Origin of the sequence: Pseudomonas sp. PLB05 (genome assembly GCF_021106615.1) — a bacterium.
Taxonomy (GTDB): domain Bacteria; phylum Pseudomonadota; class Gammaproteobacteria; order Pseudomonadales; family Pseudomonadaceae; genus Chryseomonas; species Chryseomonas benzopyrenica.
Window position 1 is genome coordinate 483,901 of the sequence record NZ_JAJOHO010000001.1, and the last position, 26,350, is coordinate 510,250.

Sequence of the window (26,350 nt, forward strand, 5' to 3'; positions counted from 1 at the left end):
GCCGCCCCAGGTTAGGAGTTTCAACGTATGCCGGTAAAAGTACTGGTGGTGGACGATTCCGGCTTCTTCCGGCGTCGGCTCAAGGAAATCCTGGCGGCCGATCCCAACATTTCGGTGGTGGGCACGGCCAGCAACGGGCGCGAAGGGGTCGACCAGGCCCTGGCGCTGCGACCCGATGTCATCACCATGGACTACGAGATGCCGATGATGGACGGCATCACCGCGGTCCGCCACATCATGCAGAAGTGCCCGACCCCGGTGCTGATGTTCTCCTCGCTCACCCATGAAGGCGCCCGGGTCACCCTGGATGCCCTGGATGCCGGCGCGGTCGACTACCTGCCGAAGAATTTCGAGGACATCTCGCGCAATCCGGCCAGTGTGCAGAAGCTGTTGTGCGAGAAGATCCACCATATCGCCCGCTCCAACCGGCGCTTCGCAGTGGCCCCCAGCGTCGCCCCGGCGGCGCCCGCCAGTGCCTCGACCGCGCCTGCTGCAGCCCGCCAGGCACCACGTCCGGCGACGCCCAGCGGCGCCCAGTCCGCGCATGCGCCCGCGGCCCCGGCTTCGCCGCCGCCCAAGCGCAAGCACTATCGCCTGGTGGCGATCGGCACCTCCACCGGTGGCCCGGTGGCCCTGCAGCGGGTGCTCACCCAGCTGCCAGCCAATTTCCCGGCGCCGCTGGTGCTGATCCAACACATGCCCGCGGCCTTCACCAAGGCCTTCGCCGAGCGTCTGGACAAGCTCTGCCGCATCAGCGTCAAGGAAGCCGAGGATGGCGACCAATTGCGTCCGGGGCTGGCCTTGCTGGCACCCGGCGGCAAGCAGATGATGGTGGACGGCCGCGGGATGGTGAAGATCCTGCCCGGCGATGAGCGCCTCAATTACAAGCCCTGCGTCGACGTGACCTTTGGCTCCGCGGCCAAGGCCTATGCCGACAAGGTGCTGGCAGTGGTCCTGACCGGCATGGGCGCCGACGGTCGCGAAGGCGCGCGGATGCTCAAGCAGGTCGGGAGCCAGGTATGGGCCCAGGACGAAGCCAGTTGCGTCATCTACGGCATGCCCATGGCCATCGCCAAGGCCAATCTTGCCGATGCCATCTATGGCCTGGACGACATCGGCAGACACCTGACCGAGGCCTGTTCGTGACGCCAGGCGTTCACCGGCCAGAAGGGCATTGAGCGTGGACGTGCTCAGTCTCATCGGCATCCTGCTGGCCTTTACCGCCATCATGGGTGGCAACCTGCTGGAGGGCGGTTCCTTCACCGCCCTGGCCAATGGACCGGCCGCGCTGATCGTGGTCGGCGGCACTCTGGGCGCCGTCCTGCTGCAGACCCGCCTGCCGGTGCTGCGCCGCGCCCTGACCATGCTGGCCTGGGTGTTCGTGCCGCCACGGCTGGACCTCGTCGGCGGCATCCGCAAGGTGGTCAGCTGGAGCAACGTGGCGCGCAAGGAAGGCCTGCTGGGCCTCGAACCCCTGGTCGCCCGCGAAGCCGATCCCTATGCCGCCAAGGGCCTGCAGTTGCTGGTGGACGGCACCGAACCGGAAGCCCTGCGCAGCATTCTCGAAGTGGACCTCTACGGCCAGGAAGACCGTGACATCGCCGCCGCCAAGGTCTACGAGGCCATGGGGGGCTATGCGCCCACGGTGGGCATCATCGGCGCGGTGATGGGCCTGATCCACGTCATGCAGAATCTGGCCGATCCCTCGCAACTGGGCAGCGGCATCGCCGTGGCCTTCGTCGCCACCATCTATGGCGTCGGCTTCGCCAACCTGCTGTTGCTGCCCGTCGGCAACAAGCTCAAGGCGCTGGCTCAGCAACAGTCCCGCTATCGGGAAATGCTGCTGGAAGGCCTGATGTCCATTGGCGAGGGCGAGAATCCCCGCTCTATCGAAATGAAGCTGCAAGGTTTTCTGGACTAGGAGGACGCCGCATGCCTCGTCGTCGTCGCCGTCCCGAAGAACACGAGAACCACGAACGCTGGCTGGTCTCCTACGCCGACTTCATCACCCTGCTGTTCGCTTTCTTCGTGGTCATGTATTCCATTTCCTCGCTGAACGAGAGCAAGTACAAGGTGCTCTCGGACAGCCTCTCGGGCATCTTCAGCCAGCCGGAGCGCTCGCTCAAACCCATCCCCCTCGGCGACCAGCGTCCGGCGGGCGTGACGCCGACGGTGATGGATGCGAGCGCCGCTCAACCGGCCAAGGGCGCCCCCAGCGATCCGCTGCAGCAGATCGCCGACAGCGTGCGAGCCACCTTCGGCGATCTCATCGCCGGCGACCAGCTGAACATCAAGGCCAGTGAAATGTGGCTGGAAATCGAGCTCAGCTCCAATCTGCTCTTTGCCAGTGGCGATTCGCTGCCGAGCAATCCCGCCTTCGGTCTCATGGAGAAGGTGGCCAAGATTCTGGCGCCGTTCAAGAATCCGATCCAGGTACAGGGCTACACGGACGACCGCCCCATCAGCACAGCGCTGTACCCCACCAATTGGGAACTGTCGGCGGCCCGAGCCGCCAGTATCGTGCGGCTGCTGATCGGCAATGGCATCGCCCCACAACGCTTGGCCGTGGTGGGCTATGGCGCCTATCAGCCGGTGGTCGACAACACCAATGACGTCAATCGAGCCCGCAATCGGCGGGTCGTCCTGCTGATCTCGCGCAATCTCGACCTGTTCCGGCCGCAGAGCACCTTGCAAAATTCGTCGACTGGCACACAATCTGCAGGATCGCCTGGAGAACCGGCGCCCAAGGTGGCGCCTGTCAAATCTTCGTCGCCGGCCGCTACGCCGGCACCTTGACCCGGCTGGTCGTGTCGTCGGGAGGAAGTCTGCGCATGAGAGTCTGGGCTGTCGCCAATCAGAAGGGTGGGGTGGGCAAGACCACCACCACCGTTGCCCTCGCCGGGTTGCTCGGCGATGAGGGCAAGCGCGTCCTGTTGGTGGATCTCGATCCCCACGGTTCCCTGACCAGTTATTTCGGTCAGGATCCGGACAGCCTGGAACACAGCGCGTTCGACCTGTTCCAGCACGGTGGCCAGGTGCCGGAAGGCCTGCCGAAGCGGCTACTGCTACCCACCAGCCATCCACAGCTGTTGATGCTGCCGTCCAGCACCGCGCTGGCTACCCTGGAACGTCAGTCGCCGGGTCAGAGCGGCCTGGGCCTGGTGATCTCTAAGAGCCTGGCGCAGCTGTGGAACGACTTCGATCATGTGTTGATCGACAGTCCGCCGCTGCTCGGCGTACTCATGGTCAATGCCCTGGCGGCCAGCCAGCATCTGGTGATTCCCACCCAGACCGAATTCCTCGCGCTCAAGGGGCTCGAACGCATGGTCAACACCCTGACCATGATCAACCGCTCGCGCAAGCAGGCACTGCCCTACACCATAGTGCCGACCCTGTTCGACCGCCGGACCCAGGCTTCCATCGGTACCCTCAAGGTCTTGCGCAACACCTATCCGGCCCAGCTGTGGCAGGCCTTCATTCCCATCGATACCCGGTTGCGCGATGCCAGTCGCTCCGGCCAGGTGCCATCGCGCTACGAGGCCAACAGCCGCGGCGTCATCGCCTACCGGGCGTTGCTGCGGCATCTGCTCGACGGCGCGCCCAGCAGCCAAGTGGCCTGATTCAAGTTTTCCACCCCTCCGGCCGATAGGCTGGACAACTCACCCACGTAGAACGCCATGAGCCAACCGACGTCCCTCGACAATCGTCCTCAGCGTGTCCTCCAGGGCTATCTCGATGCCCTGTTGCTGGATGCGTTCCTGGAACTGCCCACCGCCGAGGCCACCCCAGTGGAGGCTCCCGTGGTGGCTGCGGCCGCGCCGATCGTCAGCGTGAGCGAAGACGAATTCGCCGCTGCGGTGCGTGAGGAGCTCGAACGGGATGCCGCGCGGCAGCCCCGAGTCGTGCCGCTGGCCACCCGCCGTGCCGGGATCGCCCCGCCCGAGGTGCTGCTGCCTGAGCCCCAGGCGCTGCTGGCGCCGGAAACCGACATCGAGCTGGACTGGCGCGTCCCCGAATTGACGCCAGTCGCCGAGCCGGTGCGTCCGGTGGTGGAGGGCATTGCCGTGGGGACTCCGGCGGTGCAGCCGGTAGTGGCGGCTGGCGTACCGCCCAGCGCCGTATATCTGGAAGGTCGACCCGAGTGGGGTGAAGAGCCCTTCGAATGCCTGCTGTTCGACGTCGCCGGCCTGACCTTGGCCGCTCCCCTGGTCTGCCTGGGCTCCATCTATCCGCTCGCCGCCGAAGAGTTGACGCCGCTGTTCGGTCAGCCAGACTGGTTTCTGGGCCTGCTACCCTGCCAGGCTGGTAACCTGCGCGTGCTCGACGCCGCACGTTGGGTAATGCCCGAACGCTATCGTGACGACTATCGCGAAGGGCTGAAATTCGTGATATCGCTGCAAGGCCTGGATTGGGGGCTGGCCGTGCATGGCGTCAGCCATTCGGTACGGCTGGATCCTGCCGAGGTCAAATGGCGGAATCACCGGGCCACTCGCCCGTGGCTGGCCGGTACGGTGATCGATCAGATGTGTGCGCTGCTGGATGTGGCGGCGCTCGCTGAACAGGTGGTGGGTGGCCGTCGCTAGGGCTGCTCGCTGCAACTAACCAGCGGGTTCGCCCGCTTCGCCGCACGTGCGGTATTTGACGAGGCTAGGGAACATGAAAAAAACGTCCGCACAGGGTTCCGAAGATCCGGTCCTGCAATGGGTCACCTTCCGCCTGGATAACGAGACCTATGGCATCAACGTGATGCAGGTCCAGGAAGTCCTGCGCTACACCGAAATCGCTCCGGTCCCCGGTGCGCCGAGCTACGTGCTGGGCATCATCAACCTGCGCGGCAACGTGGTGACGGTGATCGACACCCGTCAGCGCTTCGGTCTGTTGCCCACCGAAGTGACCGACAACACCCGTATCGTCATTATCGAGGCCGACAAGCAGGTCGTCGGTATCCTGGTCGACAGCGTGGCCGAGGTGGTCTACCTACGGCAGTCGGAGATCGAGACCGCGCCCAACGTTGGCAATGACGAATCTGCCAAGTTCATTCAGGGCGTGTGCAACAAGAACGGCGAGCTGCTGATCCTGGTCGAGCTCGACAAGCTGATGACCGAAGAAGAGTGGTCGGAGCTGGAAAGCATCTGATGCTCGTCGGGCTGATCCTGCTCAGCGTCGCCCTGGGGCTGGCCTGTGCCGGCCTCGGTGGCTGCTGCTGGCTGCTCTGGCAACGCCAGCAGCAGCAGGCGGCCAAGCTGGCCGAGCGGGAGGCCCTGGTCGACAAGCGCATGCAGATCCTGCTCAAGCGTCTGGAAACCTATCAGGCCGGGCAGGTGCGCATGGGTGAGCAGGTGCAGGGATTGGCCAAGGTGGTGGCACCCTTGCCCGATCGCTTGACCCAGATCGAGCAGAGCGACCCCACCAGTCTGTCGTTTTCCCAGGCCGCGCGTCTGGTTGGACTGGGCGCCAGCGCTGATGATCTCACCCAGGCCTGCGGCCTGTCCCAGGCCGAAGCCGAGCTGGTGGCCCGTCTGCATCGGCAGCGCCAGCAGCGTTCTGGCTGACCGTCGCCGCCGCCGCAGGATCGTCGCCTCAGCTGACGATCCAGTGATAAAGCGCGATCACCACCAGCACCGCCAGCACCGGCTTGGCGATGCGATAGGCCTTGGGGTGGCGCCGCTTGAATTTCTTTACGCCGCCGCCGATACGATCCCCGAATCTCTTGCTGAAGGCATAGGCCTGGTTGATGCCGCCGACGCGTTCGCCTTCGACATTCTGCGGCGCCGTGGCGCTGCCCAGGAAGCGGCTGACCGCCTGGTTGACGCGGGTCAGCAGACGATTGCGCAGGGGGCGCTCCACGTCGCAGAAGAGGATGACCCGGGTCTGGTCGGTCTCGTTCTTGACCCAATGCACATAGGTCTCGTCGAACATCACGTCCTCGCCGTCACGCCAGGCATAGGGCTCGCCGTCGACATAGATGCGGCAGGCGTCCGAGTTGGGCGTGGCTAGACCCAGGTGGTAGCGCAGCGAGCCGCCGAAGGGATCGCGATGGGGATTCAGATGACTGCCGCCCGGCAGCAGGGCGAACATGGCGCCCTTGACGTTGGGAATCTGCCGCACCAGTTCGACGGTGCGCGGGCAGAGGGTCTGGGCGGAGGGCAGCGGTTCGCCGTACCAGGTCAGGTAGAAGCGCTTCCAGCCCTTCTTGAAGAAGGAACCGAAGCCGGCGTCATTGTCCTTTTCCGCGGCGCGGATATAGCCCTCGTCGAACAGCCGTAGGGCTTCGACGCGAATCTCCTGCCAGTTGTCCTTGAGCACGTCCAGCTCGGGAAAGCGGCTGCGATCCAGGTAGGGTTTGGACGGCACGCTGGAGAACAGGTACATCAAGGCGTTGTAGGGCGCGAACACCGCGGAGTGGTTGACCAGCTGGCGCAGGAAGGGCAGGCGAGCGCGTCCGCGAAGATGGACGAAGAGCACGCTGGCGACGAAGAGCAGGACGATCGCGAAGGTAATCATGGGCGAATGGTGATCGGCAGCGCCCGAACCAGGGGCGGATAGGTAATGACTGCATTATTTCACCCCAGAGAAAGGCTTGCACTCGCTTCGTCGGCTGCGCAGGATGGACACCCTGGCGCGCGGCCGCTTCCGAGCCGCGCCCCCTTGGATGATCTAGACGAGTCGTATCGATGAGCATGTCCCTACGCGACCAACTGCTGAAAGCCGGCTTGGTCAATGAAAAGCAGGCCAAGCAGGCCGTCAAGCAAAAGCAGAAGCAGACCCGCATGGAGCATCGTGGGCAGACGGAAAAGGACCGCTCCCAGGAGCTGGCCGTCCAGCAGGCCCAGGCGGAAAAACTGGCCAAGGACCAGGAACTCAACCGTGCCCAGGAAGAGAAGAAGAAGCGCAAGGCCGAGCAGGCGCAGATCAAGCAGCTGATCGAGACCAGCCGCCTGCCCAAGCTGAGCACCGAGGACTACTACAACTTCGTCGACGACAAGAAGGTCAAGCGCCTGTCGGTCAACGTCATGATGAGGGACAAGCTCAGCAAGGGCAGCCTGGCCATCGTGCGCTACGAAGGCCGCTACGAGGTGGTGCCGCGGGCTACCGCCGAACGCATCCAGGAACGCGATCCCAAGCGCGTGGTGCTGCTCAACGTGCAGAGCGGCGAGCCGGATCCGGACGATCCCTACGCGGCCTATCAGGTGCCGGACGACCTGATGTGGTAAGGCGGCGGGTCAGGCGTTCTGTCTGACCAGCATATAGATGCGATAGACGGCGATGCTGGGGATCAGCTGCAGAAAGCCCGACAGGGTTTGCAGCATGATCTCCAGCACCGCGGCCTCGGCGAACTGCCGGGTGATCCAGGCGTCGAGCAGCCAGGCCGGCAGCACCGTAGCCAGGATGCAGGCCAGTAGAGTGAAGAAGTGCCCGCGGCTCAGACGCAGACTGCCGCGCAGGGCGTCCAGCGGTGCCCGTCCTTCAAGGACCAGCAGATTCTCGGCGAAGGCCAGCTTGGCCATGATCAGGAAGCCCGGCACGATCAACAGCGAAAAGCCCAGCATCACCAGCCCCGAGGTCAGGGCCGCGAGGAGGGCGAAGCGTGGCCAGAGCAGCAGGGCGGCGCCCCAGGCGCCGCTCAGGCGTGGTGTGGTGCCCTGGGTGCGTGCTTCCAGGAAGATCAGCAGCGCGGCAGTGTACAGCGGATAGCAGAGCAGGCTGACCAGCATGTCCCACAGCCCGCCGTCGACGCCGAAGCGTTCCAGCACCTGATAGCGCAACAGAGCCTCGAGCAGCAGCCAGGGGAGGGTGAGGACAGCCAGGGGCCGCAGATTGCGAGCAAAGAAAGACAGCGAGTCGCGCAGGATATCGACAGGGTTCATGCAGCTCTTCCAGACGGGCAGGAGGGCAGTCTAGCAGGGCGACCCGGTCGCCCGCAGGCGTTCGAGCATGGCCGCGCTGGAGGTGACGGTGGCGTACTCGCCGTGCAGATTGGCCATGGCCATCGCATGGACTTCTTCGGCACTGCGCGGCTGCCCGGCGAAGTCGCGCTTGGCGAAGGTGTAGCAGGCATCTTCGGCGACCCAGGTGGTGAAATCCAGATTGCCGGCGCTGCGCGCCGTGGCCTCCACCGAATTCTCGCTGGCTACGCCGCAGATCAGCAGCGACGCGATGCCGTGCTGGTGCAGCCAGCGCTCCAGACCACTGTTGGCGAAGGCGTCGGGGACCTGCTTGTCGAACACCGGCTCGCCGGGCAGGGGCGCCAGGGCCGGCTGGAATTCCACCCCGGGCTGGCCCGGCCAGAACACCGAACTCGGACTACGCGACAGGTGCCGGACATGCAGCAGGGGCGCCCGGGCCTGACGCCAGGCCGCCAGCAGATCGGCCATGCGCCGTTCGGCATCGGGATGGTTGCGCGGCCCCAGGTGCGGGGCGCGGATCCCCTGTTGCTGGTCGATCAGGATGAGCAGGGGCGGCATAGGATGCCTCGCTGACAAAGGGTCAGATTCCCGCAGCCCTGGCCGGTTGTCCAGTTATGGATGCCCACCCGGAACTACCTATTAGGGCGGCTCTTCAGATGGAAAGGGCATCCGCAGGTCACTGGCTGAACCCCTGCTGAATGCCGTGTGGACTCAACTTGAAAAGCGACCGCTGCGCCTTTATCTGGCATAACGGCGCACAACCTTGCGCCTTTCGACATCCAGGCCGTTCCCAGGGGAAGGCCACCAGTAGACCGTCTGCGGGAGGGTCATCATGCAACGCGAAGAAAGCCAGCTGATCGAAGGTCTGTTCGACCGTCTCAAGACCACGGAAGCCCAAACGGCGCCCCGTGACCGGGAAGCCGAGGCATTGATCCAGCAGCGCCTGCGCGAGCAGCCCGCAGCGCCCTATTACATGGCCCAGGCGATGCTGATCCAGGAGGCCGCCATCAAGCGCCTGGACCAGCGCGTCAAGGAACTGGAAAGCCAGATGGCCCAGGTCCAGCAGAATCGTCCAAGCAGCGGCGGCTTTCTCTCCAGCCTGTTCGGCGGCGGTAGCAATCAGCCCACGGGTGGTCAGGCACCGGTCAATGCCGCGCCGTCGCGGGGCTGGAACGATCCTGGTCCGGCGGCCTCACGTCCTGGCACTCCAGGTTATGCCCAGCCCAATCCCGGCTATGGCCAGCCTGCCCCGGGCTATGGCGCGCCCCAGGCGGCGCCCTCGCGCATGGGCGGCTTCATGGGCGGCGCGCTGCAGACCGCGGCCGGGGTCGCCGGTGGCGTGCTGGCGGCCCAGGCCATCTCGGGTCTGTTCCATCATTCGCAACCCGAGGAGATCGTCAACGTCATCAACGAGACCCCAGCCGCCGATCAGGGCCTGGCCGATGCCGGCGCCCAGGGTGGCTGGGCGGACAACGCCAGCTACGACAACGGTGGTGGTTTCCAGGATGCCGGCTACCAGGATAACGGCGGCTTCCAGGATGCGGCCGACTATGGTGATACCGGCGGCGGTTTCCTCGACGACAGTGGCGACGACGACTCCTTCATCTAGCCTGTCGTGTCGTGTCGTGTCGTGTCGTGTCGAGCCAGCCCTGGTGCCGTGAGGCCCCAGGGCTTCTTTGTCGGCGCTTTCAGCTGGAGGCAAGCGGCAGCGGGCGTTCGAAGGGTGTCGACAGCACCACCACGGTACGGCTCATGCCGAATTGGGTGAGGGTATCGATTAGGGTCTCCAGTTCGCTCATGTCGCGCACGGCGGCGCGCAGCATCAGACAGTCCTCGCCGGTGACCCGGTGGCAGGCGAGAAGCTGGGGCAGGGCTTCCAGTTTCTTCAACAACGGTCCCTGGCTGGTGCTGTGCAGACGCAGGGAGATGAGGCATTCGGTGCCGTAGCCCAGGGCACGGCGATCGATGCGGGCGCCATAGCCGGTGATAATGCCGGCGTCCTCGAGTTTGGCGATGCGCTCGGCGATGGCCGGCGCGGAAAGACCCAGCCGGCGACCCCGGTCGGCGTAGCTGGCGCGCCCCTCTACCAGCAGCAGGTCGATGAGGCGGCGATCAATATGGTCCATTTCAGTTTCCTGCCTTCGAATCGAAGGTCACTGTCCTTAAAGTCTGCTGAATCAAAGGCTGGTCGGGCCCTTTCTGTCTCGACTGTATCTTAGCCGTCCGATCGCGCGCTCCTACAATGTCAGCCTGACCTCTCCGGAATCTCTCGCGCATGGACACCTCCCCCTCGCCCTGCCTCGTGCCGCGCCTGCCCACTTGGCTGCCCTTGCTGGCGGCCTTTTTCGCGCTCTATGTGGTCTGGGGTTCCACCTATCTGGTGATCCGCATCGGCGTGGCCCACTGGCCGCCGCTGCTGATGGCGGGGCTGAGGTTCCTGATCGCGGGGAGTCTGCTGTTGGGCTGGCTGCGCCTGCGTGGGGCGCCCTGGCCTACAGCGCACGAGACCGCGGCGGCCGCGGTGATCGGCATCCTGCTGCTGGGCGTAGGCAACGGCGGCGTGACCCTGGCCGAGCATTGGGGCGTGACCTCCGGTATTGCCGCGCTGTCGATCGCCACGGTCCCACTGTTCACCCTGCTATTCGGCCTGCTCTGGGGGCAGCGCAATACCCTGCTGGAGTGGGCCGGTATTGCTCTGGGCCTGGTGGGGATCGCCTTGCTCAACCTGGGCGATACCATGAGCGCCACGCCGCTGGGGGCCGCGGTGATGCTGCTCGCGGCGGCGGCCTGGGCCTTCGGCTCCATCTGGAGTCGCTATCTGCCGTTGCCACGCGGGGCCATGGCCAGCGCGGTGGAGATGCTGGTGGCCGGTGCGGTGCTGCTCGGCGCCAGCTACCTTAGCGGCGAGCGCCTGCAGCACTGGCCGGCCCTGGGCGGCTGGCTGGCGCTGGGCTATCTGGTGGTGTTCGGTTCGCTGATCGCCTTCAGCGCCTATCTCTATCTGCTGGGGCGGGTACGCCCGGCCGCCGCCACCAGCTACGCCTACGTCAATCCGGTGGTAGCGGTGCTGCTGGGCACCCTGTTCGCCGGTGAGCGGATCGGTCCGGCGGAAATGCTGGCCATGCTGGTCATCGTCGGCGCGGTGGTGCTGATCGGGCTGCCGCAGTGGCGACGGCGCTGAGAGCCTGATCAAAGTCTGCTGCGCGTCGGCCAAATTGCGTTGAAAATGGCTTCGGAATGCTCATTTACCGCTCGTAAACTCCGCTTCCTCAGCCATTTTCGCCTTGCTTGGCTCTAGCTCGCGAGACGTTGAACAGGCGCTGAGGGCAGGCTAGGCTGGCGCGTCATCCAAGCGGAGTCCGCCATGAGCCAAGCAGTCACCCCCGCCTTTGCCGAAGAGCCGCTCGAAGCTACTGAGATCCGCGTCCTCGGCAGCCTCATCGAAAAGCAGCTGACCACGCCGGAAAGCTATCCCCTGACCCTCAATGCCCTGGTGCTGGCCTGCAACCAGAAGACCAGCCGCGAGCCGGTGCTCAACCTCACCCCGGGCGACGTGGGGCAGGGACTGCGACGTCTGGAAGAACGCGGCCTGGCGCGCCTGGTCATGGGCAGCCGTGCGGATCGCTGGGAGCAGCGGTTGGACAAGGCCCTGGAGCTACCGCCGCCCCAGTGGGTGCTCTGCGCGCTGCTGTTCCTGCGGGGCCCCCAGACCCTGGGCGAGCTCCTTGCCCGCAGCGGTCGGATGCATGCCTTCGACGATACCGAGCAGGTGCGCCACCACCTGGAGCGCCTGATCGCTCGCGGTCTGGCCACCGGCCTGGGTCGGCAACCCGGTCAGCGGGAAGAGCGCTATCTGCATCTGTTCGGCAATGCGGCGGACCGCGATGCCCAGGTCGCCCAGCTCGGGAGCGCCGCCGAAGGCAGTCCCGCCGCAGGGGGACGCGAAGGCCGACTGGAGGCACTGGAAGCCCGGATCGTCGCCCTGGAAGAGCGCCTGGCGCGGCTGGAGGAGGCCGCTCAGCGCGGATAGAGCGGCGGCAGGGTATCGTGCACGGTCGCGGGTGTCAGCGGCGGTAGGGCATTGATCGCCTGCCACAGCGTCTCGCCCTGCCAGCGCTGACCGGCTTCGCTGTAGAGCGCCCCATTGAGATCGTCGAGGGCAGCGGCCAGGGGCTCGAATCGCGCGCCCATGGCCGCCAGGGTTTCCGGCTGCTGCCGCGCCCAGGCGTCCAGGGCGTGGCGGGTCACATGGGGATCGTTGCTCTGGCAGGCACGGCGCAGCTCTTCGCGCTGCAGGCGACTGTCGAGATCGGGGACCGTCGGCAGGACCGCTGGCTGGCGGCGGGCGCGCCACCAGAGGCCGAAGCCGAACAGGGTGGTCAAGGCGAAGAAGGCCGTCGCCAACTGCCAGCGCCAGAGTCCCTTGGCACTGACGCTGATCTGGGTGGCGGCCGGAGCCGCTACGGGCTGCAGGGTCGGATCTTCGGCGACCACCAGCGGCTGGGCGGGCAGGGTGGCGCGTTCGAGGGTATCGGTCTCGGTGTTCCACCAGACCACCTCCACCGGCGGCAGGACCTTGTCCCCCGTGGACGTGGGTATCAGGGCGACGCGCTCCTCGCGCTGTCCGACCAGGCCACGCGCCTGGGTCTGCAGGGACAGCCGCGGCTGTTCGGCATAGCGCTTCACGCCCTCGATCTCGGGCAATACCAGCGGGGGCAGCTGACCGGGCGCCAGGCCTTCGGCACGCAGCTGCAGGGTGCGGGTCAGGGCGCTGCCTTCGCGGGCGTCTGCCGGCGCGGGATTCCATTGCTGCGTCAGGGTCAGGCTGCGCGCCGGCACCCAGGGGGTCTGCGGCGGATAGCTGGCCGGCTGCGGCAGGACTTCCATGGTCAGCGCGGGGGTGCGCAACTGGATCGGCTGACCGGCACGGGAGCTGTCGTCGAGAACGCCGGCCAGGGTGGCGCTGAAGGTCTGGGGCGGCAGCACCAAGGTGCCGCTCTGCAGCGGATGGATGGCGTAGCGCCATTCGATCACGCCATGCCGTACCCCCTCGACGTCGCGCTCGTAGACCTGCGGGGTGCCCAGCAGATCCACGCGCGCCTCGCTGGGATTGGGCGGGGTGAGCACATGGTCGTCATAGAGCGCCACGGCGTGGTAGAGGCGGATGGTCAGGATGGTTTCCGCTTGCACATAGAGCCGGGTGCGCTCCACTGCGGCTTCCAGATAGACCGGTTCGCGGGCTTGGCGCTTGCCGGCAGTGGCCTCCACGGTGACGGTCAGCGGCTGGCTGCGGGCGCCGTCCAGGGTCAGGGCGGGAATGGTCAGGGCGCCGCTGGCCTTGGGTTGCAGGGTCACGTTCCAGCGGGTGGTCACCCGCTCGCCGGGCGGCAGGCTGTTCTGTCGCACCCCGAGTACCCGGAAGTCCTGGTCCAGTGGGCCGAGATCGGGCTTGCCGAATTGGGCGGGATCGGTGGTCTCGAGAATGAGTTCCAGGGTCTCGTTCTGGCTGAGCTGACTACGCTCCAGGCGCGCACTGAGATCCGCCGCCTGGACCAGGGGCGCGAGCAGCATGAGGGGCAGCAGCAACGGATGGGACTTCATTGCAGCGCGTTCTCCTCGCGTTGTTGTTGCTGGTACCAGAATTTGCGGCGCAGCAACTCGGCCGGGTTGTCGGGAATCTCTCGCAGCCATTGCTCGGCGGCCTGACGCTGTTCTTCCGCCAGGGGATCTTCGGCATAGGTCGGCGCGATGAGCCAGTCCGCGCCGGCCTGGGCCTGCTGCTGCGGACTGGCCGCGGCGGTCGCCGTGGACGGCGAGGTACTGCTGCTGGCCGGCTCGTCCGCCTGGGCGCTGCTCTGGCTGGCGTTCTGCGCCTTGCGACTGCGGGCGGCGGCCTCGGCCTGGGCCGTGGCGCGCTGGGCGAGCAGGCGTTCGAGACGGTTGCGATTACGCAGGGCGGCGGTCAGATCCGGGCGCAACACCAGCGCCGCCCGGTAGGCGCGCAGGGCCTCTTCCAGGCGTCCGGCCATGGCCAGGGCATTGCCGCGATTGTAGTGGCCGTCCGCCGACGGATCCCGGGCGAAGGCCGCGGCGGCGCCGCTGAAGTCGCCCGCGCGATAGCGTGCCACGCCGCGCCAGCGCTCGTCGGTGAAGAGGTCGGCGGCCGCTGCGGGCTGGTCGTTGGCCAGCAACTGCAGGGCCTGTTGATCGCGGCGCAACCAGAGGTCGTCCCAGCTGCCGGCCTGGGCGGGAGGCGGCGTCAGCAGCAGGCAGAAGGGCAGGCACAGCAACCAGCCGCGGCGCGCGCCGCAGGCAGCCAGAAGGAGTAGGGGCAGAAGCAGCAGGTAGCCCTGGTCGCGCCAGTCCGAGGGGCCCTGGCCATCGCTGGCCCGCACAGCGTCGGGGCGTTCCAGCAGACCGAGGCGACGCAAGTCGCTGTCGTCGCGCTGCAGACGTTGATAGCGCCCGCCCAGCTCGCGGGCGACGCCCTGCAGGTGGCCTTCGTCCAGTCGGGCGATGCGGATGCCGCCGGCGGCGTCGCTCAGGTAGTTGCCGGTCTCTGCGGCCACCGGGGCGCCCTGGGGCGTACCCGGACCGAGGATCGCCAGCTGGCGCAGCCGACCTTGCAACTGGCGCTCGATCCCCTGCCGTTCGCGGTCATCCAGGTCGCTGGCGATGAGCAGCAGTCGGGCGCTGGCACTGGGGGCCGGGCCGAGCAACTCCAGGGCCTGGGCGATGCCCAGGTCGGCGCGCTGGCCTGGCACCGGCATGATCGACGGCCGCAGCGCCTTGAGCAGATTGTCCATGGTCGGCAGATCGTCGGTCAGGGGCACCAGGGTGTGAGCGCTGCCGGCATAGACGACGAAGGCGGTCTCGCCGTCCTGGCGCGCCTTGAGCAGGTCCTGCAGCTTGCGCTGCACCGCCAGCAGGCGATTGGGGGTGACGTCGGTGGCGAGCAGGTCGGGCGTCAGCGCCAGCACCACCACCAGCGGATCGTTGCGGCGAAAGTTCTGCTGTTCGCCCTGCTGCCAGCTGGGGCCGGCCAGGGCCAGGCAGGCCAGCAGGCCGGTCAGACCCAGCAGCATCAGGCCGAGGGGCGAGCGCTGGCGCTCGCTGTCGCTGAGCAGCCAGGGTTGCAGCGCCGGCGGCAGCAGCGCCTGCCAGCGCCCGTGGCGATGGCGGCGCTGGCGAAGTGACCAGATCACCAGAGCGACCGGCAGCAGCGCCAGCAGCCACCAGGGACGCAGGAACAGCGGCAGCCAGTCGTTCATGTGGCCTTGCCTCCGCACCGCCAGCGCCGTGGCCACGGCAGGCGGCCAAGGGCCAGGGCCAGGCCGAGCAGCAACGCCCCGGCCAGCGGCCAGGCATAGAGCTCGCGGGTGGGACGGGCCTGGTCCGGCTGCTGGCGGATGGGTTCGAGACGGTCGAGCTGGTGCGACACGGCGGCCAGTTCGGCGCTGGATCTCACCCGGAAGTAGGCGCCGTTGGTGACCTCGGCGAGGTGCCGCAGCATGGGTTCGTCAAGGTCGCTGGGCGTCGTGCCGGCACCCAGGGTATCCGGGTCGGCGCCGATGCCCAGGGTATAGACGCGCACCCGCTCGCTGGCCGCCAGGCTGGCTGCCACCGCGGGCGTCAGCACGCCGCCGTTGCTGGCCCCGTCGGTGACCAGGATCAGGGTGCGGCTGTTGTCCGGGCGCTTGCGCAGGTGCTTGACCGCCAGGCCCACGGCGTCGCCCACCGCCGTGTTGCGCCCCGCGAGTCCGATCTGGGCTTCTTCGAGGAGGGCATGCACCGTGCGCCGGTCGGCGGTCAGGGGCGCCTGCAGATAGGCCTGGGAACCGAACAGGATCAGCCCGACGCGATCGCCCTGGCGGCTGTCGATGAAGCGGCCAAGCAATTGCTTGACCAGGCTCAGGCGGCTGACGCTCTCGTCGCCCAGCTGCATGTCCGGGGTGTCCATCGAGCCGGAGACATCCACCGCCAGCAGCAGATCGCGACCGCTCACGTCCAGCGGCTGGGGCGGTCCCACCCATTGCGGCCGGGCCGCCGCGCCCAGGATCAGCAGCCAGCCCAGCAGAAAGGGCAGCAGACGGCGGACGCCGCCCAGGCCGCCGGTATGGCGGGTGCGCCCGCCGAGGTGTTCGAGTTCACCGAGGAATTCCACACGCAGGGCCGCCTGGCCGCTGTCGGCCGCCGGCAGGAGTACGCGCAGCAGCCAGGGCAGCGGCAGCAGCAGCCACAACCAGGGCCAGGCGAATTCAAACATGCTTGCGGATCCAGGTGGCGACGGCGTCCTGCAGGCCGTCGATGGCGCGGTCGTCCAGCCGGCAATCCGGGCGATAGCCGCCATCGACCAGGATCATGTAGCGCGTCAGACCGGCCGCCGGACAGCGCGAATCGAGAAAGGCCAGCCAGTCGCGCCCGCTCAGGGTCTGGCTCAGCTGATCCGGATAGCTGGCCCGGCAAAGGCGCTTGAGCAGGGCGTTCAGCGCCTGCAACCAGGGCCCGGCCGGAGCACCATAGGGGCGCGGCAGCCGCGCCAACTCGGCCAGGGCGGTGGTGCGCAGGTCCTCTTCGGTAGTCGGCTCGACGAGGGGCGCGCTGACCAGGGGCCGCCGACCATGGCGGTGACGCAGAAAGAAGCCCAGCGCCACCACGACCAATACCAGCAGCCACCAGCCCGGCGCCGGTGGCCAGAAGGCCGGTTCCGGCGGCAGCCGCAGCGGCTCCAGACTCGGCAACCCGGGCGTCACGAGGTGTACCCCGGACGGTGCTGGCGCAAGAGATGCCGCAACTGCTCGATCAGGTCGTCCGCGGTGGACAGCGGCAGCAGCGGAATGCCCAGCCGCAGACTGAGTTCCGTCCAGCGTTCGCGGCGCTGGGCGGCCTGCTCGGCATAGCCCTGGCGGACGTCGGCGCGGTCGGTATCCAATTCCACTTCCGCCTGGCCGCTGGCGAAGCGCAGCAGACCGGCCTGGGGTAGTTCGTGATCCAGAGGATCGGAAAGCGGCAGCAGGACCAGGTCACTGTGCCGCGAGAGCAGGGTGAGATGCTGCTCAGTGGCCACGTCCAGGCTGCGCTCGTCGCAGATCACCAGTGCCAGGCTGCCGGGGCGCAGCACCTCACGGGCGCGGCGCAGCACCTGGTTGAAGGTAATGCGCGGCACCTGGGCCAGGGCCGGATCCTGCAGCGCCCGATTGGCGTTGATCAGGTGATCGAAGAAGCGCAGCAGATTCTGCTTGCTGCGCCGTGGGCGGACCTCGTGCAGGCGTTCGCCGCCAAAGATCATGCCGCCGATGCGGTCGTTGTGCTCCAGCACCGCCCAGCCGATCAGCGCGGCCAGGCGTCCGGCCAGCACCGACTTGAATTGCCGGCGGGTGCCGAAGAAGGTGCGCGGACTCTGCTCCAGCAGCAGATAGACCGGCCGCTCGCGCTCTTCGTGGAACAGCTTGGTATGGGGTTCCCGGGTGCGGGCGGTGACGCGCCAGTCGATGGCCCGTACGTCGTCACCGGGCTGATAGGCGCGCACCTGATCGAAATCCACGCCGCGACCGCGCAGGCGCGAATGGTGCAGGCCGATCAGCGGGCTGCGCCGTCCGGCGGCGGAAAACAGCTGCACCTCGACCACCCGGTGGCGCATCTCGATGAGCTCGGCCAGGCCCAGGGTCACGCCGTCGCGCTCGGGCATCTCAGGCCACGGCCACCAGATCGAGGATGCGCTGCACCACCCGGTCATGGTCGATGCCGGCGGCCTCCGCCTCGAAGGACAGGATGACGCGATGACGGAGGACGTCGAACACTACCGCCTGGATGTCCTCCGGGCTGACGAAGTCCCGCCCGGCCAGCCAGGCATGGGCGCGGGCGCAGCGATCCAGGGCGATGGAGCCGCGCGGACTGGCGCCATAGGTGATCCAGTGCGCCAAGTCCTGGTCGAAACGGCCCGGGGTACGGGTCGCCATGATCAGCTGGACCAGGTACTCCTCCACGGCGTCGGCCATGTACAGACCGAGCACCTCGCGGCGTGCGGCGTTGATGGCCGCCTGGGTGACGCGCTCGGTCGGCAGGGTCTCGCCGTCCAGGGCTTCGCCACGGGCCTGGGCCAGGATGCGGCGCTCTACCGAGGCGTCGGGATAGCCGATCTTGACGTGCATCAGGAAGCGATCGAGCTGGGCCTCGGGCAGGGGATAGGTGCCTTCCTGCTCGATAGGGTTCTGGGTGGCCATCACCAAGAACAGGTCGGGCAGGGGATAGGAGGTGCGGCCGATGCTCACCTGGCGCTCGGCCATGGCTTCCAGCAGCGCCGACTGCACCTTGGCCGGCGCCCGGTTGATCTCGTCGGCCAGGACCAGGTTGTGGAAGATCGGTCCCTGCTGGAAGGAGAAGCTCGCCGTGTCGGGACGATAGATCTCGGTGCCGGTGATGTCGGCCGGCAGCAGGTCGGGGGTGAACTGGATGCGGTGGAAGTCCGCTTCCAGGCCTTCCGCCAGGTCCTTGATGGCCTTGGTCTTGGCCAGCCCCGGGGCGCCTTCCACCAACAGGTGACCATCCGCCAGGACCGCGATGAGCAGGCGCTCCACCAGGGTTTCCTGGCCGAGGATCTGGCTGGTCAGGTAGGTGCGAAGCACCTGCAGAGCGTCACGGTGAGCCATGGGGCATCCTGAATACGGCGCTGGAGCGGTCAAGGGTGCTGGATTTTACTGCAAGCGGCGGCTGCCGCCCATGCCTGCGCTGACGTTGCGTCCAGAGCAGCCCTTGACGAAATTTTGACGTGCTCCTGATCAGGCTGGGCGACTGTCGACGCGGCAGAGGTCTCGCTTCGGCATGGCGCGATGCGGCAAGACTGGCGTGCTACCGCTGGATGGTTAAACTCCCACGCCTACCGACCGCGCCCGAGGCCTCTGCGTGGCCGATCCCGAGCCGCTGGCCACCCGCCGCGAATCCCTGCTGCTTTTGACAAGGTGTTTTCATGTCGCAAACGGAAGTCCCCCAAACCCCGCGCGCCGCGGGCGCTCGCCCGCTGCCGACGCTGGGCAGCCACCTGAGCTTCGTCCTGGGCTGCGGCCTCGCGCTGCTGGTCATGTTCACTCTGCTGCGCCTGGCGCTGCTGGGCTACAACACCGACCTGATCGGCGCATCGCCCTTCGCCACCTTCGCCGAGGCCTTCTTCAATGGCGCGCGCTTCGACCTGCGCCTGGTGGTCTATATCTGCGCCCCTTCGCTGTTCTGCCTGTTCAGCCTGAGGGCCATGGCCGCGCGCCGGCTGCAGGCCGGCTGGTTCACCCTGGCTGCCAGCCTCTGCCTGTTGCTGGGCGTCGCCGAGCTGAACTTCTATCGGGAATTCCACCAGCGGCTGAACAGCCTGGTGTTCCAGTACCTGCAGGAAGACCTGCACACCGTCACCAGCATGATCTGGAACGGTTTCCCGGTGGTGCGCCTGCTGCTGGCCTGGGCGGTGGCGACCCTGCTGCTGGGCCTGGTGTTCTTTGGCATCGAGCGAGCCACCCGGCGCCATGCCGCGCCGCGACCGGCCGCCTGGTACCGCCGGGGTGCGGTGTTCATGCTCTGCCTGGTGGTGGCCGTCATCGCCGCCCGCGGCACCCTGAGATCCGGGCCGCCGCTGCGCTGGGGCGACGCCTATACCACCGATTCGATGTTCGCCAACCACCTCGGCCTGAACGGTACCCTGACGCTGATCGACGCCGCCGAGAACAGTTTTTCCGATCACCGCGACAACAGCTGGAAGGCCACCATGCCGGCCGCCGAGGCCCTGGCCACCACCCGGCAGCTGCTGCTGACCCCGCGCGATGAGCTGATCGACGCCGACAAGGCTGCCGTCCGCCGGATCTATACCCCGCCCGCCGACGGCCAGCTGCCCAAGGTGCGCAACGTGGTGGTGATCCTCATGGAAAGCATGGCCGGTCGTTACATTGGCGCCCTGGGCAATGAAGACGGCATCACGCCGAACTTCGACGCCCTGGCCAAGCAGGGCACCCTGTTCACCCGCTTCTTCTCCAACGGCACCCATACCCACCAGGGCATGTTCGCCACCATGGCCTGCTTCCCCAATCTGCCGGCCTTCGAGTATCTGATGCGCATGCCCGAGGGCGCTCACCAGTTCTCCGGCCTGCCGCAGCTGCTCAGTACCCGTGGCTTCGACGACGTCTACGTCTACAACGGCAACTTCCAATGGGACAATCAGTCCGGCTTCTTCAGCAACCAGGGCATGACCCGCTTCGTCGGGCGCGAGGACTTCGTCAATCCGGTGTTCATGGATCCGACCTGGGGCGTCTCCGACCAGGACATGTTCGACCGCTCGGTGCAGGAACTGGACAAGCTGGCCAAGGCGCCGGACGGCAAGCCCTTCTATGCGCTCTTGCAGACCCTGTCCAACCACACCCCTTATGCGCTGCCCAAGGACCTGCCGGTCGCGCCGGTCACTGGCCATGGCTCGCTCGACGAGCACCTGACCGCCATGCGCTACGCCGACTGGTCGTTGGGTCAGTTCTTCGCCAAGGTCCAGCACGAGCCCTGGTACCAGGACACCCTGTTCGTCATCCTCGGCGACCATGGCTTCGGCAACAACGAGCAGATCACCGAGATGGACCTGTCGCGCTTCAACGTACCGCTGCTGCTGATCGGTCCGGGCGTGCAGGACACCTTTGGCGCCCGTCGCGATACCGTGGGCAGTCAGATCGACGTGGTACCCACCGTGCTGGCGCGCTTCGGCAAGCCTGCCCAGCACCAGTGCTGGGGGCGCGACCTGTTGGGGCTGCCCCAGGGCGACCCGGGCGTGGCGGTGATCAAGCCCTCGGGCAGCGACCAGACCGTGGCCCTGGTCACCGGCGATCGCATCCTGGTCAAGCCACGCGATCGTGACGCCGTGCTCTATCGTTACCACCTGGGCACCCAGGCCGGTGGCGAGGTGCTCAAGGGCGATGCCAGCGCGCCCGAGCTGCAGAAGCGCCTGGAGGCCTTTATCCAGACCGCCACCGCCAGCCTGCTCGGCAACACCACCGGCATGAATGACAGCAAGGCCGCCGCCGCCCAGCGGCAGTAACCCTTGCCCATGAAAAAGGCCGCCCGCGGGCGGCCTTTTCTTTGGTCGGCAGAAGTCAGGCGGCGATGACCACGTCTTCGGCCTGCAGGCCCTTGTCTCGCTGGATCACCGAGAACTCCACGCGCTGGCCTTCCATCAGCACCCGATGACCCTCGCCGCGGATCGCGCGGAAGTGCACGAAGATGTCGTCGCCGGTGTCGCGGGAGATGAAGCCGAAGCCCTTGGAGGTGTTGAACCACTTCACCGTGCCGCGCTCGCGGTCATCGGCCAGCGGCCGTGCCGGGGCGACCGCGACGGGCGCAGGACGCGAGGCCTGACGCGGGCGCGCCTCGCTGTCGACTACGGCAGCGCCGTGAGCCGAGGTGCGAAACTTTTCCGGCAGACTGGCCAGGGCGGCGACCAGGGTCAGACCCAGGGGCAGCAGCTCGGCCGGCAGCCCGCCGATCTGCTCCAAGGGCGCCAGCAGGATAAAGGTCTGGGCCACGACGGCGATCACCAGCAGGGCGCTGGCGAGTTTCTGGGCGCCACTGCTGCGGCTGCGGGAGAAGGGTGTGAAGAGGAGGGTGGCAAGACCCAGCAGGGCCAGGTGGATGGACTCGGGTTGATCGAAGGACGAGGTGTCGGACTGCAGTCCGGGAATCGCCGATAACAGGAGCGCAGCAGCGCCCACCACGACATGGACAGTAGATAACGTGTTCAATGTGAAATCACCTTGGGATAGAGAACACGGGTCTGCCGAAACTGCCGAAACAGTGCTCGACAGCGGCGTGACCCGGCGCTAGGTGCGCGTCCTTATTAAACCCAAAAGGTGAAGGCCACTCAATCGTGGCACCGTCGCAGGTCCGCGCCTGCGACGGTGCCCGGACTTAGGCGGCAAGCAGGCTGCGCAGCATCCAGGCGGTCTTCTCGTGGGTCTGCATGCGCTGGGTCAGCAGATCGGCGGTGGGCTCGTCGTTGACCTTGTCCAGCAGCGGGAAGATGCCCCGCGCGGTGCGCACCACGGCTTCCTGACCCTGCACCAGCAGGCGGATCATCGCCTCGGCGTCCGGTACGCCTTCCTCTTCCTTGATGCTCGACAGGCGCGCATAGGCGGCGTAGGTGCCCGGTGCCGGGAAGCCCAGGGCGCGGATGCGCTCGGCGATGTCGTCCACCGCCACGGCCAGTTCGGTGTACTGCGTCTCGAACATGAGGTGCAGGGTGTTGAACATCGGCCCGGTCACGTTCCAGTGGAAGTTATGGGTCTTCAGATAGAGGGTGTAGGTGTCGGCCAGCAGGCGCGACAGGCCCTCGGCGATCTGGGCGCGATCCTGTTCGGCGATGCCGATGTTGATTTCCATGCTGATAGCTCCTGTGCGGCGGTTACGAAAGGCTCCGAGGCTATCACAGAACCGCTGGCCGTTTAGCCAGTGGTTGTGGCTCCAGAGGCGGCGTGATGTTCGATACAATGATACGGAATGATATAGAATCTCCCGTTCAGTCGAGCGCCCGGTCTTGCTGGCCCGGCGCCTCCACGCATTCAGCCTGTTCTAGAGAAGCGAAACCACGACCATGATGCGCAGCCACTATTGCGGCCAGTTGAACGAGAGCCTGGACGGCCAGGAAATCACCCTCTGCGGTTGGGTCCACCGCCGCCGTGACCACGGCGGGGTCATCTTCCTCGACATCCGCGATCGCGAAGGCCTGGCCCAGGTGGTGTTCGATCCGGATCGCGCCGAAACCTTCGCCAAGGCCGACCGCGTGCGCAGCGAATACGTGGTCAAGCTCACCGGCAAGGTACGTCTGCGTCCCGAGGGCGCGCGCAACGCCAACATGGCGTCCGGTGCCATCGAGGTGCTGGGCTATGAGCTGGAAGTGCTCAACGAAGCGGAGACCCCGCCGTTCCCGCTCAACGAATACACCGACGTCGGTGAAGAGACCCGCCTGCGCTATCGCTTCATCGACCTGCGTCGTCCGGAGATGGCCGAGAAGCTCAAGCTGCGTTCGCGCATCACCTCCAGCATCCGCCGCTACCTGGACGAAAACGGTTTCCTCGACGTGGAAACCCCGATCCTGACCCGTGCCACCCCCGAGGGTGCCCGCGACTACCTGGTGCCCAGCCGCACCCATCCCGGCAGCTTCTTCGCCTTGCCGCAGTCGCCCCAGCTGTTCAAGCAGCTGCTGATGGTCGCCGGCTTCGACCGCTACTATCAGATCGCCAAGTGCTTCCGTGACGAAGACCTGCGCGCCGACCGCCAGCCGGAATTCACTCAGATCGACATCGAGACCAGCTTCCTCGATGAAAAAGACATCATGGACATCACCGAGACCATGGTGCGCAACCTGTTCAAGGAAGTGCTGGACGTCGAGTTCGGTACGCTTCCGCACATGACCCTGGCCGAGGCCATGCGTCGCTTCGGTTCCGACAAGCCGGACCTGCGCATTCCGCTGGAACTGGTGGACGTGGAAGACCAGCTCAAGGACGTCGACTTCAAGGTCTTCGCCGGTCCGGCCAACGATCCCAAGTGCCGCGTTGCCGCGCTGCGGGTACCGGGCGGGGCGAGCATGCCGCGCAAGCAGATCGACGACTACACCAAGTTCGTCGGCATCTACGGCGCCAAGGGCCTGGCCTACATCAAGGTCAACGAGCGCGCCGCTGGCGTCGAGGGTCTGCAGTCGCCCATCGTCAAGAACATCCCGCTGGACAACATCAACGTCATCCTCGACCGCGTCGGCGCGGTGGATGGCGACATCGTGTTCTTTGGCGCGGACAAGACCAAGATCGTCTCCGAAGCCCTGGGCGCGCTGCGCATCAAGCTCGGTCACGACCTGAACCTGCTGACCTGCCAGTGGGCGCCGCTGTGGGTGGTCGACTTCCCGATGTTCGAGGAAAACGACGATGGCAGCCTGACCGCCATGCACCACCCCTTCACCTCGCCCAAGTGCAGCCCGCAAGAGCTCAAGGCCAACCCCGGTGCCGCGCTGTCGCGCGCCTACGACATGGTGCTCAACGGCACCGAACTGGGCGGCGGTTCCATTCGTATCCACGACAAGAAGATGCAGCAAGCCGTCTTCGAGGTGCTGGGGATCAGCGAAGCGGAACAGGAAGAGAAGTTCGGCTTCCTGCTGGACGCCCTGAAGTTCGGCGCACCGCCCCATGGCGGCCTGGCCTTCGGCCTGGATCGCCTGGTGATGCTGATGACCGGCGCCTCGTCGATTCGTGAAGTCATTGCCTTCCCGAAGACCCAGAGCGCGGCCGACGTCATGACCCAGGCGCCCGGCGCCGTCGACGCCAAGGCCCTGCGCGAGCTGCACATCCGCCTGCGCGAGCAGCCCAAAGCGGAATAAGCCTTACCGGAGGAGGGCGCCCAAGTCGGCGCCCTGCGTTTCCTTTTTCATTGCGTCGCGGCCCTCGCGGCCGACGCAGTCTTCGTCAAGACATTGGAGTAGCTTATGGCCGGTCATTCCAAATGGGCCAACATCAAGCATCGCAAAGAACGCCAGGATGCCAAGAAAGGCAAGATCTTCACCAAGATCATCCGTGAGCTGACCGTGGCCGCGCGCCAGGGCGGCGGCGTTCCAGCCGACAACCCTCGTCTGCGCCTGGCGGTGGACAAGGCGCTCACCGCCAACATGACCCGCGACACCATCGACCGGGCCATCGCCCGTGGCGTGGGCGCCGGCGAAGGCGAGAACGTCGAGGAACTGACCTATGAAGGCTACGCCCCGAGCGGCGTCGCGATCATCGTCGAAGCCATGACCGACAACCGCAACCGTACCGCGGCCGAAGTCCGTCACGCCTTCAACAAGTGCGGTGGCAACCTGGGTACCGACGGCTCGGTCGCCTATCTGTTCGAGCGCAAGGGCCAGATCAGCTACGCCCCTGGCCTGGACGAAGACGCCCTGATGGAAGCCGCGCTGGAAGCGGGTGCCGATGACGTGGTGGCCAACGACGATGGCTCCATCGACGTCTTCACCAGCTTCGCCGACTTCATTGCCGTCAATGAAGCCCTGACCGCCGCCGGCTACAAGGCCGACGAAGCCGAGGTGACCATGATCCCCTCGACCTCCGCGACTCTGGATCTGGATACCGCGCAGAAGGTGCTCAAGCTGATCGACATGCTCGAAGACCTGGACGACGTGCAGAACGTCTATTCCAATGCCGACATCCCCGACGACGTCATGGCGCAGCTCGGCTGATGTCCCTCTACGAGCGCCTGCCGCCCGATGCGCCCGGCACCCTGGTGCTGGGCATCGACCCGGGCTCGCGGCTGACCGGCTTTGGCGTGGTGCGCGACACTGGGCGGGGCTGCGAGTACGTGGCCTCCGGCTGCATCCGCACCGGTAACGGTCCGTTGCCGGAACGGTTGCAGATCGTCTATCGCGGCGTGCGTGACGTCATCGCCCAATACGGGCCGGTCACCATGGGCATCGAGCAGGTGTTCATGGCGCGCAATGCCGACTCGGCGCTCAAGCTGGGTCAGGCTCGGGGTGCGGCCATCGTCGCTGGCGCCGAGGGTGGCCTGGAGATCTCCGAATACACCGCGAGCCAGGTCAAGCAGGCCGTGGTCGGCAACGGCGGGGCGGACAAGCAGCAGGTGATGCTGATGGTCATGCACCTGCTGCGGCTGACCGAAAAGCCCCAGATCGACGCCTCCGACGCCCTGGCCATCGCTCTGTGCCATGCCCATACCCGGCAGAGCCTGGTCCCCCATGGCCTGCTGGCGACTCGCCGCCGCGGCGGCCGGCTGCGTCTCTAGTTTCACCCGCTCAAACATCTCGCTCCAGAAGTAGGAAGGTATCCCTGTGATCGGTCGTCTACGTGGCACCCTGGCGGAAAAGCAGCCGCCCCATCTCCTGCTCGACGTGGACGGAGTCGGCTACGAGGTCGAAGTGCCCATGACGACCCTTTATCGGCTGCCGGCCCAGGGCGAGGTCGTCACATTGCATACCCACCTCGTGGTACGGGAAGATGCGCACCTGCTGTACGGGTTTGGCGAAAAACGCGAGCGAGAGCTGTTTCGCGAGCTGATCCGGCTCAATGGTGTCGGCCCCAAGCTGGCCCTGGCATTGATGTCCAGTCTCGAGGTGGATGAATTGGTTCGCTGTGTTCAGGCCCAGGACACCTCTGTCCTGGTCAAGGTGCCGGGAGTGGGCAAGAAGACCGCCGAGCGCCTGCTGGTCGAGCTCAAGGACCGTTTCAAGGCCTGGGAAAATCTGCCGACCATCGCGCCCCTGGTCCTGCCGAACCAGGCCGCCGGCGCCGCCAGCGCCGAGGCCGATGCGGTCAGCGCCCTGGTCGCCCTGGGCTTCAAGCCTCAGGAAGCCAGTCGCGCCGTCGCTGCCGTGGAAGGGGAAGACCTTTCCAGCGAGGAACTCATCCGTCGCGCCCTGAAGGGCATGGTCTGAT

Annotated in this window: 28 protein-coding genes and 1 pseudogene; 16 read left to right on the forward strand and 13 right to left on the reverse strand. The window is 66.6% G+C overall.

Features of this window, described 5'->3' with window-relative positions:
- Nucleotides 1-27 precede the first annotated feature (27 nt).
- From LRS53_RS02270 to LRS53_RS02300, 7 genes are all read left to right on the forward strand, one after another.
- On the forward strand, nt 28-1,146 hold the full coding sequence (locus tag LRS53_RS02270) for a protein-glutamate methylesterase/protein-glutamine glutaminase (protein ID WP_231354792.1): 1,119 nt from the start codon (nt 28-30) through the stop codon (nt 1,144-1,146).
- A 34-nt stretch (nt 1,147-1,180) separates the two neighbouring features.
- On the forward strand, nt 1,181-1,921 hold the full coding sequence (locus LRS53_RS02275; protein WP_231354793.1) for a flagellar motor protein: 741 nt from the start codon (nt 1,181-1,183) through the stop codon (nt 1,919-1,921).
- Nucleotides 1,922-1,932: 11 nt separating this feature from the next.
- Nucleotides 1,933-2,796 carry a flagellar motor protein MotD gene (gene motD / locus LRS53_RS02280; RefSeq protein ID WP_231354794.1) on the forward strand — a complete coding sequence of 288 codons (864 nt, stop codon included), beginning with the start codon at nt 1,933-1,935 and terminating at the stop codon, nt 2,794-2,796.
- 35 nt (nt 2,797-2,831) lie between these two features.
- On the forward strand, nt 2,832-3,620 hold the full coding sequence (locus LRS53_RS02285; RefSeq protein WP_231354795.1) for a ParA family protein: 789 nt from the start codon (nt 2,832-2,834) through the stop codon (nt 3,618-3,620).
- A gap of 57 nt (nt 3,621-3,677) precedes the next feature.
- Entirely contained in the window at nt 3,678-4,583 is a 906-nt protein-coding gene (locus LRS53_RS02290; protein WP_231354796.1) for a chemotaxis protein CheW, read from the forward strand.
- Nucleotides 4,584-4,656: 73 nt separating this feature from the next.
- On the forward strand, nt 4,657-5,136 hold the full coding sequence (locus LRS53_RS02295) for a chemotaxis protein CheW (protein WP_007160357.1): 480 nt from the start codon (nt 4,657-4,659) through the stop codon (nt 5,134-5,136).
- A complete protein-coding gene (locus LRS53_RS02300; protein ID WP_007160356.1) occupies nt 5,136-5,552 on the forward strand; it encodes a DUF2802 domain-containing protein in 417 nt (138 codons plus the stop codon). Before LRS53_RS02295 ends, LRS53_RS02300 begins: the two co-directional genes overlap by 1 nt.
- A 28-nt stretch (nt 5,553-5,580) precedes the next feature.
- On the opposite strand, the gene LRS53_RS02305 is transcribed toward LRS53_RS02300, so the two are convergent.
- On the reverse strand, nt 5,581-6,504 hold the full coding sequence (locus LRS53_RS02305; RefSeq protein ID WP_231354797.1) for an aspartyl/asparaginyl beta-hydroxylase domain-containing protein: 924 nt from the start codon (nt 6,502-6,504) through the stop codon (nt 5,581-5,583).
- A 170-nt stretch (nt 6,505-6,674) separates the two neighbouring features.
- Between LRS53_RS02305 and LRS53_RS02310 the strand changes: the two genes are divergently transcribed.
- Nucleotides 6,675-7,214: a DUF2058 domain-containing protein gene (locus LRS53_RS02310; RefSeq protein ID WP_017642097.1), complete on the forward strand. Its 540-nt coding sequence runs from the start codon at nt 6,675-6,677 to the stop codon at nt 7,212-7,214.
- Nucleotides 7,215-7,223: 9 nt separating this feature from the next.
- Here the strand turns inward: LRS53_RS02310 and LRS53_RS02315 are convergent, their stop codons facing one another.
- Both LRS53_RS02315 and LRS53_RS02320 read right to left on the reverse strand, forming a co-directional pair.
- Complete coding sequence (locus LRS53_RS02315) at nt 7,224-7,868, reverse strand: YciC family protein (RefSeq protein ID WP_231354798.1); 645 nt, start codon at nt 7,866-7,868, stop codon at nt 7,224-7,226.
- Nucleotides 7,869-7,898: 30 nt separating this feature from the next.
- Complete coding sequence (locus LRS53_RS02320) at nt 7,899-8,465, reverse strand: cysteine hydrolase family protein (RefSeq protein WP_231354799.1); 567 nt, start codon at nt 8,463-8,465, stop codon at nt 7,899-7,901.
- Between the two features lie 274 nt (nt 8,466-8,739).
- On the opposite strand from LRS53_RS02320, the gene LRS53_RS02325 reads away from it, so the two are divergent.
- On the forward strand, nt 8,740-9,516 hold the full coding sequence (locus LRS53_RS02325) for a DUF2076 domain-containing protein (protein ID WP_231354800.1): 777 nt from the start codon (nt 8,740-8,742) through the stop codon (nt 9,514-9,516).
- Nucleotides 9,517-9,595: 79 nt separating this feature from the next.
- Here LRS53_RS02325 and LRS53_RS02330 read toward each other — a convergent pair whose 3' ends face one another.
- Nucleotides 9,596-10,033, reverse strand: a complete 438-nt coding sequence (locus LRS53_RS02330) for an Lrp/AsnC family transcriptional regulator (protein WP_231354801.1) — start codon at nt 10,031-10,033, stop codon at nt 9,596-9,598.
- Between the two features lie 149 nt (nt 10,034-10,182).
- Between LRS53_RS02330 and yedA the strand changes: the two genes are divergently transcribed.
- Complete coding sequence (yedA, locus tag LRS53_RS02335; protein ID WP_231354802.1) at nt 10,183-11,088, forward strand: drug/metabolite exporter YedA; 906 nt, start codon at nt 10,183-10,185, stop codon at nt 11,086-11,088.
- Between the two features lie 183 nt (nt 11,089-11,271).
- Entirely contained in the window at nt 11,272-11,937 is a 666-nt protein-coding gene (locus LRS53_RS02340) for a YceH family protein (protein ID WP_231354803.1), read from the forward strand.
- Here the strand turns inward: LRS53_RS02340 and LRS53_RS02345 are convergent.
- From LRS53_RS02345 to LRS53_RS02370, 6 genes are read right to left on the reverse strand one after another with little or no spacing between them, the layout of a single operon-like run.
- Nucleotides 11,925-13,508, reverse strand: a complete 1,584-nt coding sequence (locus LRS53_RS02345; RefSeq protein ID WP_231354804.1) for a BatD family protein — start codon at nt 13,506-13,508, stop codon at nt 11,925-11,927. The genes LRS53_RS02340 and LRS53_RS02345 overlap by 13 nt on opposite strands.
- The gene (locus LRS53_RS02350) at nt 13,505-15,178 is read right to left on the reverse strand and encodes a tetratricopeptide repeat protein (RefSeq protein ID WP_231354805.1); all 1,674 of its coding nucleotides are present in this window, start codon (nt 15,176-15,178) and stop codon (nt 13,505-13,507) included. The genes LRS53_RS02345 and LRS53_RS02350 overlap by 4 nt, the downstream gene beginning before the upstream one ends.
- Nucleotides 15,175-16,173, reverse strand: coding sequence for a VWA domain-containing protein (locus tag LRS53_RS02355; RefSeq protein ID WP_231354806.1), 999 nt, complete (start codon nt 16,171-16,173; stop codon nt 15,175-15,177). The genes LRS53_RS02350 and LRS53_RS02355 overlap by 4 nt, the downstream gene beginning before the upstream one ends.
- Nucleotides 16,166-16,660: a DUF4381 domain-containing protein gene (locus tag LRS53_RS02360; protein WP_064308313.1), complete on the reverse strand. Its 495-nt coding sequence runs from the start codon at nt 16,658-16,660 to the stop codon at nt 16,166-16,168. The genes LRS53_RS02355 and LRS53_RS02360 overlap by 8 nt, the downstream gene beginning before the upstream one ends.
- Nucleotides 16,657-17,595 carry a DUF58 domain-containing protein gene (locus LRS53_RS02365; RefSeq protein ID WP_064308312.1) on the reverse strand — a complete coding sequence of 313 codons (939 nt, stop codon included), beginning with the start codon at nt 17,593-17,595 and terminating at the stop codon, nt 16,657-16,659. Before LRS53_RS02365 ends, LRS53_RS02360 begins: the two co-directional genes overlap by 4 nt.
- Before the next feature lies 1 nt (nt 17,596).
- Nucleotides 17,597-18,556 (reverse strand): AAA family ATPase, encoded by a 960-nt coding sequence (locus LRS53_RS02370; RefSeq protein ID WP_017642109.1) that lies wholly within the window; start codon nt 18,554-18,556, stop codon nt 17,597-17,599.
- A gap of 317 nt (nt 18,557-18,873) precedes the next feature.
- Between LRS53_RS02370 and LRS53_RS02375 the strand changes: the two genes are divergently transcribed.
- The gene (locus tag LRS53_RS02375) at nt 18,874-20,964 is read left to right on the forward strand and encodes an LTA synthase family protein (RefSeq protein WP_231354807.1); all 2,091 of its coding nucleotides are present in this window, start codon (nt 18,874-18,876) and stop codon (nt 20,962-20,964) included.
- A gap of 55 nt (nt 20,965-21,019) precedes the next feature.
- Here the strand turns inward: LRS53_RS02375 and LRS53_RS02380 are convergent, their stop codons facing one another.
- The 3 genes and pseudogenes from LRS53_RS02380 to LRS53_RS02385 form a co-directional block, all read right to left on the reverse strand.
- Nucleotides 21,020-21,235, reverse strand: a complete 216-nt coding sequence (locus tag LRS53_RS02380; protein WP_160923550.1) for a cold shock domain-containing protein — start codon at nt 21,233-21,235, stop codon at nt 21,020-21,022.
- A 120-nt stretch (nt 21,236-21,355) separates the two neighbouring features.
- A pseudogene (locus tag LRS53_RS23695) lies at nt 21,356-21,664 on the reverse strand (cold shock domain-containing protein membrane protein); the annotation flags it as partial.
- Between the two features lie 166 nt (nt 21,665-21,830).
- A complete protein-coding gene (locus LRS53_RS02385; protein WP_017642112.1) occupies nt 21,831-22,301 on the reverse strand; it encodes a Dps family protein in 471 nt (156 codons plus the stop codon).
- 211 nt (nt 22,302-22,512) lie between these two features.
- Here LRS53_RS02385 and aspS point away from each other — a divergent pair, with 211 nt between their 5' ends.
- The 4 genes from aspS (at nt 22,513) to ruvA (ending at nt 26,349) form a co-directional block, all read left to right on the forward strand.
- Complete coding sequence (gene aspS / locus LRS53_RS02390) at nt 22,513-24,288, forward strand: aspartate--tRNA ligase (RefSeq protein WP_064308309.1); 1,776 nt, start codon at nt 22,513-22,515, stop codon at nt 24,286-24,288.
- Nucleotides 24,289-24,393: 105 nt separating this feature from the next.
- Nucleotides 24,394-25,140 carry a YebC/PmpR family DNA-binding transcriptional regulator gene (locus LRS53_RS02395; protein ID WP_017642114.1) on the forward strand — a complete coding sequence of 249 codons (747 nt, stop codon included), beginning with the start codon at nt 24,394-24,396 and terminating at the stop codon, nt 25,138-25,140.
- The gene (gene ruvC / locus LRS53_RS02400; RefSeq protein ID WP_007160336.1) at nt 25,140-25,700 is read left to right on the forward strand and encodes a crossover junction endodeoxyribonuclease RuvC; all 561 of its coding nucleotides are present in this window, start codon (nt 25,140-25,142) and stop codon (nt 25,698-25,700) included. Before LRS53_RS02395 ends, ruvC begins: the two co-directional genes overlap by 1 nt.
- A 46-nt stretch (nt 25,701-25,746) precedes the next feature.
- Nucleotides 25,747-26,349, forward strand: a complete 603-nt coding sequence (ruvA, locus tag LRS53_RS02405) for a Holliday junction branch migration protein RuvA (protein WP_231354808.1) — start codon at nt 25,747-25,749, stop codon at nt 26,347-26,349.
- Nucleotide 26,350: the final 1 nt, after the last annotated feature.